Raw genomic sequence first — 14,900 nt, forward strand, 5'->3', positions numbered from 1 at the left:
ACCCCATGACCGCACTGTTCTCGGCCCACACCCTGGGCGCGGTCACCCCCAGCCGTGAGGAGTTCCGCGCGCTGGCGGCCGGGCACCGGGTCATCCCGGTCTCGCGTCGCCTGCTCGCCGACGACGAGACCCCCGTCGGGGTCTTCCGCAAGCTGGCCGGTGACCGTCCCGGCACGTTCCTGTTCGAGTCCGCGGAGAACGGGCGGTCCTGGTCGCGCTGGTCGTTCGTGGGGGCGCGGTCCGCGGCGGCGCTGACCGTCGTCGACGGGGAGCTGACCTGGACCGGCGACGTCCCGGCCGGGCTCCCCACCGAGGGCGACCCGCTCGCGGCACTGCGCACCGTCGTCGAGGAGCTGCACAGCGAGCCGCTGCCCGGGCTGCCGCCGCTGACCGGCGGGATGGTCGGCTACCTCGGCTACGACGTCGTGCGCCGCCTGGAGAAGCTCCCGTCGCTCGCCGAGGACGACCTGCGCATCCCCGAGCTGGTGATGCTGCTGGCCACCGACCTCGCCGCCGTCGACCACCACGAGGGCACGATCACGTTGATCGCCAACGCGATCAACTGGGACGCCTCCGACGAGCGCGTCGACGAGGCCTACGACGACGCCGTGTCCCGGCTCGACCGGATGACCGCGGAGCTCGCCGCGCCCGCCCCGTCGACGGTCGCGGTGTACGCGCCGGCCGAGCCCGACTTCGTCCGCCGCCGCACCCCCGCGCAGCACCATGCCGCGGTCGAGGTCGCGAAGGAGCAGATCCGGGCGGGGGAGGCGTTCCAGGTCGTCGTGTCGCAGCGCTTCGAGACCGCGTGCGACGCCGACCCGCTCGACGTCTACCGCGTCCTGCGCGCCACCAACCCCAGCCCGTACATGTACCTGCTCAACCTGGAGGCGGCCGACGCGAGCCGCTTCCACATCGTCGGGTCCTCGCCGGAGGCGCTGGTCACGGTCGTCGACGGGGTCGCCACCACGCACCCCATCGCCGGTACGCGCTGGCGCGGGGCCACCGAGGAGGAGGACCTCCAGCTCGAGAAGGACCTGCGCACCGACGAGAAGGAGCGCGCCGAGCACGTCATGCTCGTCGACCTCGGGCGCAACGACCTCGGGCGCGTCTGCGAGCCGGGCACCGTCAAGGTCCACTCGTTCTTCTCGGTGGAGCGCTACAGCCACGTCATGCACCTGGTGTCGACGGTCACCGGCGTCCTGCGCCGCGACCGCAACGCCTTCGACGCCGTCACCGCCTGCTTCCCCGCGGGCACGCTGTCCGGGGCGCCGAAGCCGCGGGCGATGGCGATCATCGAGGAGCTGGAGCCGACCCGGCGCGGGCTCTACGGCGGGATCGTCGGCTACCTCGACTTCGCGGGCAACGCCGACACCGCGATCGCCATCCGCACCGCGCTCGTCCGCGACGGGGTGGCGTACGTGCAGGCCGGCGGCGGGATCGTGGCCGACTCCGACCCGGTCGCCGAGGACACCGAGTGCCTGAACAAGGCCCGCGCGGTGCTCTCGGCGGTGGCGACGGCGGCCACCCTGCGACCGGCGTGACGGCGCCGACCGGAGGGGCCCCGTCCCCGCGCACCCTCGGCCTGGCCTGCGCCGGGCTGGTCGCCGCCGCGGCCGCGCTCTGGGGCTCCTCGCAGGCACTCTGGTTCCGCGTCACGACCGCGGTGGCCGGGGGCGGCCAGCAGGTCGTCGAGGTCACCGGGGCGCAGGCCCGGCCCGTGCTCGGCGGGGTGGCGCTGCTCGCGCTCGCCGGGGTGGCCGGGCTCGTCGCCACCGGCGGGCTGCTGCGCCGCGCCGTCGGGCTGCTGCTGGTCGTGGCCGGGGCCGCGGTCGGGGTGGCGGCGCTGACGGCCGCCGCGCCGCCGGGCATCGTGCCCGCCGAGACCACCCCCGCCCCGTCGCTCGCGGTGCTCGGCGGTGCGCTGCTGGTGGCCGTCGGGGCCGTCGTGCTGGTCCGCGAGCGTCGTCTGCCGCGCCTCGGGGCCCGCTACGCCGCCCCCGGGTCCCGCCCGGCGCCGACCGATCCCGACCGCGCCGCCTGGCAGGACCTCGACGCCGGTCGGGACCCGACGACGGGGTCTGACTAGCATGACCGGCGAGATCCAGACCGGTAGGTGCGATCCGGAAGGGGGGCGATACCGCGTGGACCACAGCTCTGCAGGCGGAAGTGTCCTCGAGTCCATCGTGGACGGGGCACGCGCCGATCTCGCGGTCCGGGAGGCCGCCGTCGACTTCGCCGAGATCAAGCGGCGCGCCGCCGCGGCCGCCCCGGCCCACGACGTCATGGCGGCGCTGCGCGCCCCCGGTATCGGCGTGATCGCGGAGGTCAAGCGGGCCAGCCCGTCGAAGGGGTCACTGGCCTCCATCGCCGATCCGGCGGAGCTCGCGGCGTCCTACGCCGAGGGCGGTGCGCGGGTCATCAGCGTGCTCACCGAGGAGCGCCGCTTCGGCGGTTCGCTCGCCGACCTCGCGGCCGTGCGCGCCGCCGTCGACGTGCCGGTGCTGCGCAAGGACTTCATCGTCAGCCCGTACCAGGTGCACGAGGCGCGGGCCTACGGCGCCGACCTGGTGCTGCTGATCGTCGCCGCGCTGGAGCAGAACGCGCTGGACTCGCTGCTCGACCGCGTCGAGTCCCTCGGGATGACCGCGCTCGTCGAGGTGCACACCGAGGAGGAGGCCGACCGCGCGCTGGAGGCGGGGGCCAAGGTCATCGGCGTCAACGCGCGCAACCTGCACACCCTCGAGGTCGACCGCACGGTGTTCGGGCAGATCGCGCCCGGCCTGCCCAGCGACGTCATGCGGATCGCCGAGTCCGGCGTGCGCGGGCCGGGCGACCTGCTCACCTACGCCGGATGGGGCGCCGACGCGGTGCTCGTCGGCGAGGGGCTGGTCACCAGCGGCGATCCGCTCGCCGCGGTGCGCGGACTGGTGGCGGCCGGCTTCCATCCCTCGTGCAGCCGGATGGTCCGCTGACCTAGGGTTCCGGTGTGAGCACCACAGCGCAGGCCAGCGAGGGCATCGAGACGCCCTCGGGACACGAGCCCGACGACCGCGGGCACTTCGGGCGCTACGGCGGCCGGTTCGTCCCCGAGGCACTGGTCGCGGCGCTCGACGAGCTCGAGGCGGCCTACGAGAAGGCCCGCGGCGACCGGGAGTTCCTCGACGAGCTCGACCGCCTGCACCGCGACTACTCCGGCCGGCCCTCGCCGCTCACCGACGCCACCCGGCTCTCCGAGCACGCGGGGGGCGCCCGGATCCTGCTCAAGCGCGAGGACCTCAACCACACCGGCTCGCACAAGATCAACAATGTGCTGGGTCAGGCGCTGCTGACCAAGCGGATGGGCAAGACGCGCGTCATCGCCGAGACCGGGGCGGGCCAGCACGGCGTCGCCACGGCCACGGCGTGCGCGCTGATGGGTCTCGAGTGCGTCGTCTACATGGGCGAGGTCGACACCGAGCGCCAGGCGCTCAACGTCGCCCGGATGCGGTTGCTCGGCGCCACGGTGGTCCCGGTGAAGACCGGCTCGCGCACGCTCAAGGACGCGATCAACGAGGCCCTGCGCGACTGGGTCACGAACGTCGACGAGACGCACTACCTGCTCGGCACGGTCGCCGGGCCGCACCCGTTCCCGATGATGGTGCGCGACTTCCACCGGATCATCGGGCTGGAGGCGCGCGAGCAGGTGCTCGCCCGCACCGGCCGGCTGCCCGACGCGATCGCCGCCTGCGTCGGCGGCGGGTCCAACGCCATCGGGATCTTCCACGCCTTCCTCGACGACGCCGACGTGCGGCTGGTCGGCTTCGAGCCGGGCGGCGACGGGGTGGAGACCGGGCGGCACGGGGCCACGCTCACCGAGGGGTCGCCGGGCGCGCTGCACGGGGCCATGAGCTACCTGCTGCAGGACGAGGACGGGCAGACCAGCGAGTCGTACTCGATCTCCGCGGGGCTCGACTACCCCGGCGTCGGCCCGGAGCACGCGCTGCTCAAGGACATCGGCCGAGCCACCTACGAGCCCGTCACCGACGCGGAGGCGATGGACGCGTTCGCGCTGCTGTGCCGCACCGAGGGGATCATCCCGGCGATCGAGTCGGCGCACGCGATCGCCGGTGCCCTGCGGCTCGGGCGCTCGCTCGGCCCCGACGGGATCGTGCTGGTGAACCTGTCCGGGCGCGGCGACAAGGACGTCGACACCGCGGCGAAGTGGTTCGGCATGCTCGCCGAGGGGCAGAGCGCGGCCGACGCGAGCGGCACGGCGATCGCGGAGGGCGCGACGGCCGACCGCACGCTGGCCGACGAGCCGTCGCCCGCGGGTTCGGACACGGGGGGCGTGCAGTCGTGAGCGGTGTCGGAGCGGTCTTCACCTCGTGCCGGGAGCAGGGCCGGGCGGCGCTGATCGGGTACCTGCCCGCGGGTTACCCGACCCTCGACGGGTCCGTCGACCTGCTGAACGCCATGGTCGAGGGCGGGTGCGACCTGCTGGAGATCGGCGTGCCCTACTCCGATCCCGTGATGGACGGGCCGACGATCCAGGCCGCCGCCGAGACCGCGCTGCGGGCCGGGTTCCGGCTGCGCGACGTCCTGACCGTCGTCGAGCGCGTCACCGCGGCCGGGGGCCGGGCCGTCGTCATGACCTACTTCAACCCGGTCCTGCGCTACGGCGTCGACGCGTTCGCCCGCGACCTCGCCTCCGCCGGCGGCCTCGGCCTGATCACCCCCGACCTCATCCCCGACGAGGCCGACGAGTGGCTGGCCGCGTCCGACGAGCACGGCCTGGACCGGATCTTCCTGGTCGCGCCGTCGTCGACGGAGGAACGGATCGCGTCCACCACGGCCGCGTCGCGCGGGTTCGTCTACGCCACCTCGGTCATGGGCGTCACCGGCGCCCGGGACGCGGTGGGCGGGGCGGCCCCGGGCGTCGTCGCCCGCTGCCGCGCGCACACCGCGCTGCCGATCGGCGTCGGGCTCGGGGTGCGGTCGGGTGAGCAGGCGGCGGAGGTCGCGGGGTTCGCCGACGGCGTCATCGTCGGGTCGGCGTTCGTCACGGCCGCGGAGACCGGCGGCGTCGACGGGGTGCGGGAACTGGCGGCGGAGCTGGCGGCCGGCATCGCGAGCGCGGGCGACCGGGCCCCGACCCCCGCCTGACGCCGCCGGCACACAGGTCGCCGGGTCCGCACCCGGGTCCGGACCCCGCGAGGTGTGTGCGGGCGCGGTCGTCGGGGGGCGGGGCGCTAGCGTGGGTGCCGTGAGCCCTGTCGTCACCGCCGTGCTGGCCGCCATCCCGAGCCCCGACCGCGGGGTGTGGATGCTCGGTCCGATCCCGATCCGGGCCTACGCGCTGTGCATCATCGCCGGCATCGTCGTGGCGGTCACCTGGAGCGAGCGACGGTTCGTCGCGCGCGGGGGAGAGGCCGGGGTCGTCACCGACGTCGCGGTGTTCGCGGTGCCGTTCGGCCTGGTCGGCGGGCGGCTCTACCACGTCGCCACCGACTGGCAGACCTACTTCGGCCCCGGCCGCAACCCGGTCGAGGCGCTCTACATCTGGCAGGGCGGCCTGGGGATCTGGGGCGCGGTGGCCCTCGGGGCGGTCGGGGCGTGGATCGGGTGCCGCCGCCGCGGTGTGCCGCTCCCGTTCTTCGCCGACGTCGTCGCCCCGGGCATCGTCGTGGCGCAGGCCATCGGGCGGCTCGGCAACTGGTTCAACCAGGAGCTCTACGGCGGTCCGACGACGCTGCCGTGGGGCCTGGAGATCTACGAGCGCGTCGACCCGGCCACCGGCGCGCCCGACCCGCTCAACGGCGTCGCACTCGACACCACCCCGATCGGGGTCTTCCACCCCACCTTCCTCTACGAGCTGCTGTGGTGCCTCGTGGTCGCCGTGCTGATCGTGTGGGCCGACCGGCGCTTCCGGCTCGGGCACGGGCGGGTGTTCGCCCTCTACGTCGCGGCGTACTGCGTGGGCCGGTTCTGGATCGAGCTCATGCGCACCGACCCCGCCACCGAGGTCTTCGGCGGGATCCGGATCAACAACGTCGTCTCCGTGGTGGTGTTCCTGGGCGCCGCCGCCTACTTCGCGCTCGCCCCGCGCGGCCGCGAGGTGCTGCCCCGGCCGGACGAGCCGGAGCCGGAGGCCGACGCGGCGCCTGCCGTCGACCTCGGGAAGCGCGACCCCGCCGATCCCGAGCCCGACCCCGCGCCGTCCGAGCGCACGTCCTGACGGTGGCGTTCTCCGGGTTCGGTGAGTACTCCGTGGAGTTCTACGACGGCCTGCTCGCCGACAACTCGAAGGCCTACTGGACCGACCGCCGCGAGACCTACGAGTGCGACGTCCGCGCCCCGATGCAGGAGCTGCTGGCCGCGTGCGAACCGGAGTTCGGGGCGGGCAAGATCTTCCGCCCGTACCGCGACGTGCGGTTCTCGAAGGACAAGACCCCGTACAAGACGCACTGCGGGGCCATGGCGGGCCAGTACTACGTCCAGGTCGGCAGCGAGGGCCTGATGGCCGCCGGCGGCTACTACCGGATGGCTCCCGACCAGGTCGCTCGCTACCGCACCGCCGTCGACGACGAGCGCCGCGGCACCGACCTGCAGGCCCGGCTCGCGACGATCGAGGCGGCCGGCCTCGCGACGGCGGGGGAGCAGCTCAGGACGCGCCCGCGCGGCGTCGCCCCCGACCACCCGCGGCTCGACCTGTTGCGGCACAAGGGCCTCTACGGGTGGCGCGAGTGGCCGCCCGACGACGTCCTGCACGAACCCGGGGCGCTCGACCGCGTCGTCGGGACGTGGCGCACGCTCCGTCCGCTGATCGAGTGGCTGACCGACCACGTGGGTCCGAGCGACCAGCCGCGCCGCTGACCGGAGAATTCACCGAAGGTCCTTCGTGATCGGTCCAGAGACCGGGCTAGACTCCGCTCCTGTGACCCGTCGCACCAAGATCGTCTGCACCATCGGTCCTGCCACCGCGACCCCGGACCGCATCCGGGAACTCGTGCAGGCGGGGATGGACGTCGCCCGGCTGAACTTCAGCCACGGCAACCGGGACGACCACAAGCGCGTCTACGAGATGGTCCGCGAGGCGGCCGACGCGGAGGGCCGGGCCGTCGGCATCCTCGCCGACCTGCAGGGCCCCAAGATCCGCCTCGGCCGCTTCGCCGCGGGCCCCACCGAGTGGCGCACCGGCGAGGAGGTGCGGATCACCGTCGAGGACGTCGCCGGCACCCACGACCGCGTCTCCACCACCTACAAGGGCCTCGCCGCCGACGCCCGCCCCGACGACCGCCTGCTCGTCGACGACGGGAAGGTCGGCCTGCGGGTCACCGCCGTCGACGGCCTCGACGTGGTCTGCCGCGTCACCGAGGGCGGCCCGGTCAGCGACAACAAGGGCATCTCGCTGCCCGGCATGAACGTCTCCGTGCCCGCGATGAGCGAGAAGGACATCGCCGACCTGGAGTTCGCGCTCGACCTCCGCGTCGACATCGTCGCGCTGTCGTTCGTGCGCAGCCCGGCCGACATCGACCTCGTCCACAAGATCATGGACTCGCGCGGCGGGCGGCTGCCGGTCGTCGCGAAGCTGGAGAAGCCCGAGGCCGTGGACAACCTCGAGGCCATCGTCCTGGCCTTCGACGCGGTGATGGTCGCCCGCGGCGACCTCGGCGTCGAGCTGCCGCTGGAGCACGTGCCGCTGGTGCAGAAGCGCGCCATCCAGATCGCGCGGGAGAACGCGAAGCCGGTGATCGTGGCGACCCAGATGCTGGAGTCGATGATCACCAACTCGCGCCCGACCCGCGCCGAGGCCTCCGACGTCGCCAACGCCGTGCTCGACGGCGCCGACGCGGTGATGCTGTCCGGGGAGACCGGCGTGGGCCGCTACCCGATCAAGACGGTCCGCACGATGGCGCAGATCATCGAGGCCGTCGAGGACGGGCCGGTGAACGTCCCGCCGCTCAACCACGTGCCCCGCACCAAGCGCGGCGTCCTGTCCTACGCCGCGCGCGACATCGGCGAGCGCCTCTCGGCCCGCGCGATCGTCGCGTTCACGCAGTCCGGCGACACCGTGCGCCGCCTCTCGCGGCTGCACACCCGGCTCCCGCTGCTGGCCTTCACCCCGACGCCCGAGGTGCGCAGCCAGCTCGCCATGAGCTGGGGCGTGGAGACGTTCCTGGTCGACTTCGTGGAGTCCACCGACGCGATGGTGCGCCAGGTCGACCACGCGATGCTCTCCATCGAGCGCTTCCAGCCCGGCGACCTGGTGGTCATCGTGGCCGGCTCGCCGCCCGGCACCGCGGGCTCCACCAACCTCATCCGGGTGCACCGCCTGGGCGAGGAGGACATGGGCTAGTCGCCTGCCAGCGGGGAGCCCGTCTCCAACAGCGACTTGAGGTCGCTGAGCACCCAGGCGTGGCCCCCGCCGCCCGGGCCGTCGACCGTCCCGGTGACGATCGCGGCGAGCTGCGGCGAGCCCTCCAGCTCGTGGGTCAGCGTGAGCGCGCAGAACCCGTCGAGCTCGACGATCTCGTGCGTGATCCGGGTGGGTGGCTCCGCGGCTGTGCCCGGGTCCATGAGCATCCGGAACGTCGTGACGAGCCGTCGCGGCGGGTCGGACTCGATCACCTCGCCGGTGACGACGACGTCGGGGCACGGGAAGCCCTGCGCCGCCGCGGCGGCCTTGAACTCGTCGTTGGCGCGCACCTCGTAGAGGCCGCCGGGGCGCAGGTCGTAGTGGGCGTAGCCGGTGTAGCCGTAGCGGTTCGTCCACTCCGGCTTCGTGATCGCGTCCCAGATCGCCTGCGGCGAGGCCTTGATGTAGACGCGGTGGACCTGGGTCGTCGTGAGTGTCGCGGTCATGTCGCGTTCCCCTCGAGCTCGTTCTTGAGGTCGACGAGCGCAGAGACCTGTCGCTCGGTGAACTTGTCGATCCACCGGTCGTGGACCAGCCGGATCGGCACGGGGTTGAGGAAGTGCAGCTTCTCCCGCCCCGACTTCCTGCTGACGACGAGACCGGCGTCCTCCAGCACCTTGAGGTGCTTCATGACGCCGAACCTCGACATCTCCAGGTCGGACTCGAGCTCGGTGAGCGTGCGGCCGTCACGCGCGAAGAGCCGGTCGAGCAGGTGGCGACGGGTCGGGTCCGCGAGTGCCTTGAAGACCCGGTCGTCGTCGTCCACGGGAGGAAAATAGGTGACTTGAAGGTCACATGTCAACGGTGGGCGGGTGTCCTGAGAGGATGTCCGTCGTGACCACCACCCAGCCCGAACCCGAGCTCGCCGCCGACGGCATGCCGCGCGGCCAGGCCGTCCTCGACGCGCTGGTCGAACTGCTCGACCTCGAAACGCTCGAGACCAACCTGTTCCGCGGCGTCAGCCCGCCGCAGAGCCCCACGCGGGTGTTCGGCGGGCAGGTCGCCGCCCAGGCGCTCGTAGCGGCCGGGCGCACCGTGCCCGACGACCGCGAGGTCCACTCGCTGCACGCCTACTTCATCCGCCCCGGTGACCCTCGCGTGCCGATCGTCTACGAGGCCGAGCGGGTCCGCGACGGCCGTTCGTTCACCACGCGCCGGGTCCTCGCGATCCAGCACGGGGAGGCGATCTTCTCGCTGTCGGCGTCGTTCCAGTTGCCGCAGGAGGGTCTGGAGCACAGCACCCCGGCCCCGGTCGACGTGCCCGCCCCGCTCACGCTGCCCGACCTCGGCCAGCGCGTCGTCGAGGGCCGCGGCGCCGGCTGGATGAGCCAGATCCCCCGCCCGCTGGACATGCGGTTCGTCGACGACCCGGTGTGGTCCGACCAGCGCGTCTCCGCCTCCGAGGAGCCGAACCGGGTGTGGATGCGCGCCGACGGCCGCCTGCCCGACGACCGTCTGCTGCACGTCTGCCTGCTCACCTACGCCAGCGACCTCACGCTGCTCGGCTCCGTCCTCGCCCGCCACGACCGGCCCGAGCAGCCCGCGCAGATGGCGAGCCTGGACCACGCGATGTGGTTCCACCGGCCCTTCCGCGCCGACGAGTGGCTGCTCTACACCACCTTCTCACCCGCCGCATCCGGTGCCCGCGGGCTGGCGACCGGCCGCTTCACGACCGAGGACGGCACCCTCATCGCCACGACGGTCCAGGAGGGGCTGGTGCGGATCCCGCGCTGAGCCCTCCCGTCCACTGCGCCGTCCTGCCCGGCCGCACAGACCTGCGAGCACCGCGCAGACCACCGGCGGTCTGCGCGGTGACCACGGGGTCTGCGCGGTCGGAACCACCTCCCGGTCGTACTCCCGCGCGCTACCGTTCCCGTGTGCGACGGGTGGCGGCGGTGCTGGTCGGGATGCTGGTCTGCGGCGCCATGGCCGGGTGCGTGCGGGAGACGGTGGGTGCCGGGGCGGCGCCGGTGCCGGAGTCGGCGGCGACCGATGTGCCGCTGCCGCCGAGGCCCCGGGACATCGACATCCGTGGGCTCGACCCGTGCGCGCTGCTGACCGAGGAGCAGCGCGCCGAGCTGGGGCTGGACGGCGAGCCCACCTACGACGTGCAGCGCTCGCCGTTGTTCGACGGTCCGGAACCGGCCTGCACGATCAGCGGGTACGAACCGGCGTTGGCGGTGGGCGTGGCGCTGCCTTACGACGGGCTGGGGGTAGATGCGTTCGCGCCGGCGCGGGTGAGGGGGACGGTCACCGTGCTGGTGGTGCAAGGCTTTCCTGCTGTTCAGGCTGATCCGGTAGGCGCGCTGAGGTCCTGCACGGTGGTCGTCGATCTCGGTCCGGGTACGGCACTGAATGTGCAATACCGCGACGGTAGTGGGCAACCTCCCATCCCGACCGAGGACCTGTGTCCCGGCGCCCGAGCTGCCGCCGATTCGGCGATGCGGACGCTTCTGTCGCTCTCCTGATCGTGAGCTGTTCGCACATGCACAGGGCTGTGCCGAACGGCGCCGCGCGCAGGAGTCGACGATCTAGCCTGCGCGGGCTCGCCTACAGCCAGGGAGATCACGATGCCCGACTATCCGCCGACGACCCTGCGGATCGAACCGCGCGCGCTCATGAGGATGCGGTCCGCGTACGAGGCCGCGCTGGACGACCTACGAGCAGAGCTGCGCCGACTCGACGACGTGGGCCGACTCAGAGGGCCGTGGCTGGGGGACCCGGTCAGCCAGAAGACCTTCGAGTTCTACAACCGCCGCGTGATGGACGCGCCGGACGGGCCGTACCAGGCATTGCTGGCGTACGAGGCCGAGCTGGTCCGGGTCCGGGACCAGCTCGCGGCCATGGAGGCCGACTACCGCCGCACCGAGGGCGACAACGTCGAGCTGTGGGGGCGGGCGTGAGCGGGCCCGTCGTCTGGCAGGGCCTCGACCACACCGCGCTCCACGACGCAGTGGTGAACCAGGGGCTCGGGCCGGCGGTGTCGATGGACGCCGAGCAGCAGTGGCGGCGGATGGGGAAGCTGATCACCGAGATCGAGGGGCGGCTCGGCGCGGCGATGCGGGAGAGCGAGGCGGAGTGGACGGGCGCGGCCGCCGACGCCACCCGCACCGGGATCAGCCCGCTGGGCCGGTGGGCCGTCGACGCCGCTCAGGACGCGGCGAACACCGCGGAGGCCGTCACCGCCCACGCCTACGGGGCCGCGACCCTGCGCCGTCAGCTGCGCGACAACCCGCCCGTGCCACCCGAGACGATCATGCAGGCGCTCGAGCGCAACGCCACCTACGGGCCGCAGGGGGCGACGCCGGCGGACCTGGCGGTGGTGCAGGCCGAGCAGGCGCGCCGCGACGGGGCCGCGGCGAAGGCGGTCGCCGACGCGCGCGTCTACGAGAACATCGGCTTCGAGTCCCGCCGCACGCTGGACTTCTGGTCCGTGCCCCCGACCGTCACGGTCGAGCCGGCGGCGGCCCCGGGTGGCGGAGCGGCGGGATCGGGTGTGCCGGCCGCGGCGACCGGTCGGGCCGGGGACGTCCCCGGCGGTGGAGGTGCGGGTGGCGGCCCGGCGGGCGGTGCCGGGGCCGGTGTCGCCGGGAGCGTGTGGAGCGGAACGGGGCCGGCAGGCGGAACGGGGCCGGCAGGCGGAACGGGGCCGGGTGGCGGAACGGGGCCGGCGGGTGGAGCGGGGCGGGGCGGGCGGGCACCGGGCGACCCGGCCGGACTACCGGGGGCGTCCGGTCCGGGTGTCCCCGGCGCCGGGCCGGGGGTGGCCGGTGCGTCGACCGCGCGCGGACCGGCCGCCGCGTCGACGGGGCGCGCCCCGGCGGGCGGCGGTGCCGGGACGGGGCTCCGGGAGGGAGCGCCGTCGCCCGGCCCCCACGGTGCCGCCGGCCTGCCCCCGAGCCCGGTCGGCCGCCCCGCCCCGGCACCCGGTGGCCGCGGCACCGGGCCGGGCCCGTGGACCAGGGCGGCCACGCCCACCGGGGTCCGGGTCGTCGCCCCCGGAGCACCGCCGCACCCGGCCTCGCCGGGCTGGCGCAGCGTGCTGCTCCCCGCCGAGCCACCGCCGCGGGCGGCGGGGGAGGCCGTCGGGCGTCCGGGTACCGGGGGAGCGGCGGCCGCCGGGGCGCGGACCGCGGCGTCGCACGGGGTGTACCCCCCGATGGCGGGGACCGGGGCCGGGCAGGGATCGGAGCGGCGGCGCCCGGCGTACCTCGTCGACGACTCCGATGCGTTCGTCGACCGGCGCTGGGTCCAGCCCGCCGTGATCGCGCCCGGTGACCTCGTCCGCGACGAGCACGGGCGGCTCGCAGGGCAAGATGGGCGGCATGAGTGATCGGAGTTGGGGTTTCCGCACGCGCGCCGTGCACGCCGGGCACGTACCCGACGGCACGACCGGGGCGAGGGCGGTGCCGATCTACCAGTCCACGAGCTTCGTGTTCGAGAACACCGCCGACGCCGCGAGCCTGTTCGCGCTGCAGAAGTACGGGCTGATCTACAGCCGGATCGCGAACCCCACCGTCGCGGTGCTGGAGGAGCGCCTCGCCAGCCTGGAGGGCGGGATCGGCGCGGTCGCGACGGCGTCGGGCCAGGCCGCGGAGTTCCTCACGTTCGCCGCGCTCGCCGGGGCGGGCGACCACATCGTCGCCGCGGCCGGCCTCTACGGCGGCACGATCACCCAGCTCGACGTGACGCTGCGCCGGTTCGGCGTCGACACCACGTTCGTCCCCGGGGGGGACGCGGCCGACTTCGCCGCCGCGATCCGCCCGGAGACCCGGCTCGTGTTCGCCGAGGTCGTGTCCAACCCCGGCGGCGAGGTGGCCGATCTCGCCGGGCTGGCCGACGTGGCGCACGCCGCGGGCCTGCCGCTCGTCGTCGACGCCACGATGGCCACCCCGTACCTGTGCCGCCCGATCGAGCACGGCGCCGACATCGTGATCCACAGCGCGACGAAGTTCCTGGGCGGTCACGGGACCACCCTGGGTGGGGTCGTGATCGAGTCCGGCCGCTTCGACTGGGGCAACGGCAACTTCCCGATGATGACCGAGCCGATCCCGTCCTACGGGGGGATCAACTGGTGGGGCAACTTCCAGGAGTTCGGCTTCCTCACCAAGCTCCGCGCCGAGCAGCTCCGCGACGTCGGCGCGACGCTCGCGGCGCACAGCGCGTTCCTGCTGCTCCAGGGCGTGGAGACGCTGCCGCAGCGGATGGAGGCGCACGTCGCGAACGCGCGCGCGGTCGCGGAGTGGCTGCACGCCGACCCCCGCGTGTCCTACGTGAAGTGGGCCGGGCTGCCCGACCACCCGCACCACGACCGCGCCGCCCGCTACCTGCCGCTGGGCCCGGGCGCGGTGTTCTCCTTCGGCGTGGCCGGCGGCCGCGAGGCGGGGCAGCGGTTCATCGAGTCGGTGCAGCTGTGCAGCCACCTCGCCAACATCGGCGACGCCCGCACGCTCGTCATCCACCCCGGTTCCACCACCCACCAGCAGCTCACCGACGACCAGCTCCGCGACGCCGGGGTGCCACCGGACCTCGTGCGGATCAGCGTCGGGCTCGAGGACGTCGACGACATCATCTGGGACCTCGACCAGGCCCTCGCCGCGGCGTCCAAGGAGAAGGCATGACCTGGGAGAACCCCTCCGCCACCCGCCGCGGGGGGATCCTGCGGGAGACCCGGTCCGTCGCGGTCGTCGGGGCGTCGCCGAACGCGGCCCGCGCCAGCAACTTCGTCGCCACGTACCTGCTGGCGAGCACCGACTACGACGTGTACTTCGTCAACCCGAACGCGCCGGAGATCCTCGGGCGGCCGGTGCACAGGACCCTTGCCGACCTGCCCGTCGTCCCCGACCTCGTCGACGTGTTCCGCCGCCCGGCCGACCTGCCGGGCGTGCTCGACGAGGTGCTGGCCCTGGGCGAGGGCGTCCGGACGTTCTGGCTGCAGTTCGGCCTCTTCGACGAGGAACTGGCCCGCCGGGCGGAGGCCGCGGGGCTGGAGGTCGTCATGGACCGCTGCCTGAAGGTCGAGCACGCGCGGTTCCACGGCGGCCTGCACATCGCCGGGTTCGACACCGGCGTGATCAGCTCGCGCCGACGACCGCCGAGATGACCACGCGCAGCACCACGAAGAGCGGGAGCACCGCGAGCAGCGGCACCCAGAAGGCCCGTGCACGCGACCGCAGGAAGGGCCATACCCCGAGGGCGGCGAGCAGCGCGACGCCCGTCAGCTCCCCGACCGCGAGCCCGAGCGCCGCCGGCGACGGGAAGGGCCCGGAGAGGACGAGGAGCAGCACCAGGTCGACCGCGGCCCACACCCCTGCGGCACCGAGCACCCGCAGGTAGCTCGTGCGCCCGGTCGCGCCGACCGGGGGCAGCGGCTCCTCGACGTGCGGCGGGTACGGCGGGGCGCCGGGCATCGGGGCGTGCGGGGCGAGGTTCGGGGGCGGCGGGGAGTAGCCGGGCGCCCCCATCCAGGATGGGCGCTCCGCGCCGTCGTCGGGACGGGTCATGG

Annotated in this window: 17 protein-coding genes; 14 read left to right on the top strand and 3 right to left on the bottom strand. The window is 74.1% G+C overall.

Features of this window, described 5'->3' with window-relative positions; translation table 11 throughout:
• Positions 1-5: 5 nt before the first annotated feature.
• From I4I81_RS04260 to pyk, 8 genes are all read left to right on the top strand, one after another.
• Entirely contained in the window at positions 6-1,541 is a 1,536-nt protein-coding gene (locus I4I81_RS04260; protein WP_218604527.1) for an anthranilate synthase component I, read from the top strand.
• Positions 1,538-2,086 (top strand): Trp biosynthesis-associated membrane protein, encoded by a 549-nt coding sequence (locus tag I4I81_RS04265; protein WP_218604526.1) that lies wholly within the window; start codon positions 1,538-1,540, stop codon positions 2,084-2,086. The genes I4I81_RS04260 and I4I81_RS04265 overlap by 4 nt, the downstream gene beginning before the upstream one ends.
• Before the next feature lies 1 nt (position 2,087).
• A complete protein-coding gene (gene trpC, locus I4I81_RS04270) occupies positions 2,088-2,972 on the top strand; it encodes an indole-3-glycerol phosphate synthase TrpC (RefSeq protein ID WP_218604525.1) in 885 nt (294 codons plus the stop codon).
• 14 nt (positions 2,973-2,986) lie between these two features.
• Positions 2,987-4,339 (top strand): tryptophan synthase subunit beta, encoded by a 1,353-nt coding sequence (gene trpB / locus I4I81_RS04275; RefSeq protein WP_218604524.1) that lies wholly within the window; start codon positions 2,987-2,989, stop codon positions 4,337-4,339.
• Complete coding sequence (gene trpA, locus I4I81_RS04280) at positions 4,336-5,142, top strand: tryptophan synthase subunit alpha (RefSeq protein ID WP_218604523.1); 807 nt, start codon at positions 4,336-4,338, stop codon at positions 5,140-5,142. Before trpB ends, trpA begins: the two co-directional genes overlap by 4 nt.
• A gap of 100 nt (positions 5,143-5,242) precedes the next feature.
• A complete protein-coding gene (lgt, locus tag I4I81_RS04285) occupies positions 5,243-6,214 on the top strand; it encodes a prolipoprotein diacylglyceryl transferase (RefSeq protein ID WP_226363742.1) in 972 nt (323 codons plus the stop codon).
• 2 nt (positions 6,215-6,216) lie between these two features.
• Entirely contained in the window at positions 6,217-6,852 is a 636-nt protein-coding gene (locus tag I4I81_RS04290) for a DUF2461 domain-containing protein (RefSeq protein WP_218605349.1), read from the top strand.
• 61 nt (positions 6,853-6,913) lie between these two features.
• On the top strand, positions 6,914-8,335 hold the full coding sequence (gene pyk / locus I4I81_RS04295; protein WP_218605350.1) for a pyruvate kinase: 1,422 nt from the start codon (positions 6,914-6,916) through the stop codon (positions 8,333-8,335).
• Here pyk and I4I81_RS04300 read toward each other — a convergent pair.
• Positions 8,332-8,841, bottom strand: coding sequence for an SRPBCC domain-containing protein (locus tag I4I81_RS04300; RefSeq protein ID WP_218605351.1), 510 nt, complete (start codon positions 8,839-8,841; stop codon positions 8,332-8,334). The two genes, pyk and I4I81_RS04300, sit on opposite strands and share 4 nt — an antisense overlap.
• The gene (locus I4I81_RS04305) at positions 8,838-9,161 is read right to left on the bottom strand and encodes an ArsR/SmtB family transcription factor (RefSeq protein ID WP_218605352.1); all 324 of its coding nucleotides are present in this window, start codon (positions 9,159-9,161) and stop codon (positions 8,838-8,840) included. The genes I4I81_RS04300 and I4I81_RS04305 overlap by 4 nt, the downstream gene beginning before the upstream one ends.
• 110 nt (positions 9,162-9,271) lie before the next feature.
• Here I4I81_RS04305 and I4I81_RS04310 point away from each other — a divergent pair, with 110 nt between their 5' ends.
• The 6 genes from I4I81_RS04310 (at position 9,272) to I4I81_RS04335 (ending at position 14,498) form a co-directional block, all read left to right on the top strand.
• On the top strand, positions 9,272-10,129 hold the full coding sequence (locus I4I81_RS04310; RefSeq protein WP_225924980.1) for an acyl-CoA thioesterase: 858 nt from the start codon (positions 9,272-9,274) through the stop codon (positions 10,127-10,129).
• Positions 10,130-10,272: 143 nt separating this feature from the next.
• Positions 10,273-10,863 carry a DUF3558 domain-containing protein gene (locus I4I81_RS04315; RefSeq protein WP_218605354.1) on the top strand — a complete coding sequence of 197 codons (591 nt, stop codon included), beginning with the start codon at positions 10,273-10,275 and terminating at the stop codon, positions 10,861-10,863.
• A gap of 102 nt (positions 10,864-10,965) precedes the next feature.
• Positions 10,966-11,298 (top strand): hypothetical protein, encoded by a 333-nt coding sequence (locus tag I4I81_RS04320; RefSeq protein ID WP_218605355.1) that lies wholly within the window; start codon positions 10,966-10,968, stop codon positions 11,296-11,298.
• On the top strand, positions 11,295-12,728 hold the full coding sequence (locus tag I4I81_RS04325; protein WP_218615829.1) for a PPE domain-containing protein: 1,434 nt from the start codon (positions 11,295-11,297) through the stop codon (positions 12,726-12,728). Before I4I81_RS04320 ends, I4I81_RS04325 begins: the two co-directional genes overlap by 4 nt.
• Entirely contained in the window at positions 12,721-14,016 is a 1,296-nt protein-coding gene (locus I4I81_RS04330) for an O-acetylhomoserine aminocarboxypropyltransferase/cysteine synthase family protein (RefSeq protein WP_218606335.1), read from the top strand. The genes I4I81_RS04325 and I4I81_RS04330 overlap by 8 nt, the downstream gene beginning before the upstream one ends.
• Positions 14,013-14,498, top strand: a complete 486-nt coding sequence (locus I4I81_RS04335; RefSeq protein WP_218606334.1) for a CoA-binding protein — start codon at positions 14,013-14,015, stop codon at positions 14,496-14,498. Before I4I81_RS04330 ends, I4I81_RS04335 begins: the two co-directional genes overlap by 4 nt.
• On the opposite strand, the gene I4I81_RS04340 is transcribed toward I4I81_RS04335, so the two are convergent.
• A complete protein-coding gene (locus I4I81_RS04340; protein ID WP_218615830.1) occupies positions 14,470-14,898 on the bottom strand; it encodes a hypothetical protein in 429 nt (142 codons plus the stop codon). The two genes, I4I81_RS04335 and I4I81_RS04340, sit on opposite strands and share 29 nt — an antisense overlap.
• Between the last annotated feature and the right edge of the window lie 2 nt (positions 14,899-14,900).

This window comes from Pseudonocardia abyssalis, from assembly GCF_019263705.2.
In the GTDB taxonomy this organism is placed as follows: Bacteria; Actinomycetota; Actinomycetes; order Mycobacteriales; family Pseudonocardiaceae; genus Pseudonocardia; species Pseudonocardia abyssalis.

Bases quoted from the DNA above. Each gene is read 5' to 3' on its own strand.
- I4I81_RS04260 (WP_218604527.1), top strand. From the start codon at position 6: ATGACCGCACTGTTCTCGGCCCACACCCTGGGCGCGGTCACCCCCAGC.
- trpC (WP_218604525.1), top strand. From the start codon at position 2,088: ATGACCGGCGAGATCCAGACCGGTAGGTGCGATCCGGAAGGGGGGCGA.
- I4I81_RS04300 (WP_218605351.1), bottom strand. From the start codon at position 8,841: ATGACCGCGACACTCACGACGACCCAGGTCCACCGCGTCTACATCAAG.
- I4I81_RS04310 (WP_225924980.1), top strand. From the start codon at position 9,272: ATGCCGCGCGGCCAGGCCGTCCTCGACGCGCTGGTCGAACTGCTCGAC.
- I4I81_RS04320 (WP_218605355.1), top strand. From the start codon at position 10,966: ATGCCCGACTATCCGCCGACGACCCTGCGGATCGAACCGCGCGCGCTC.
- I4I81_RS04330 (WP_218606335.1), top strand. From the start codon at position 12,721: ATGAGTGATCGGAGTTGGGGTTTCCGCACGCGCGCCGTGCACGCCGGG.
- I4I81_RS04335 (WP_218606334.1), top strand. From the start codon at position 14,013: ATGACCTGGGAGAACCCCTCCGCCACCCGCCGCGGGGGGATCCTGCGG.
- I4I81_RS04340 (WP_218615830.1), bottom strand. From the start codon at position 14,898: ATGACCCGTCCCGACGACGGCGCGGAGCGCCCATCCTGGATGGGGGCG.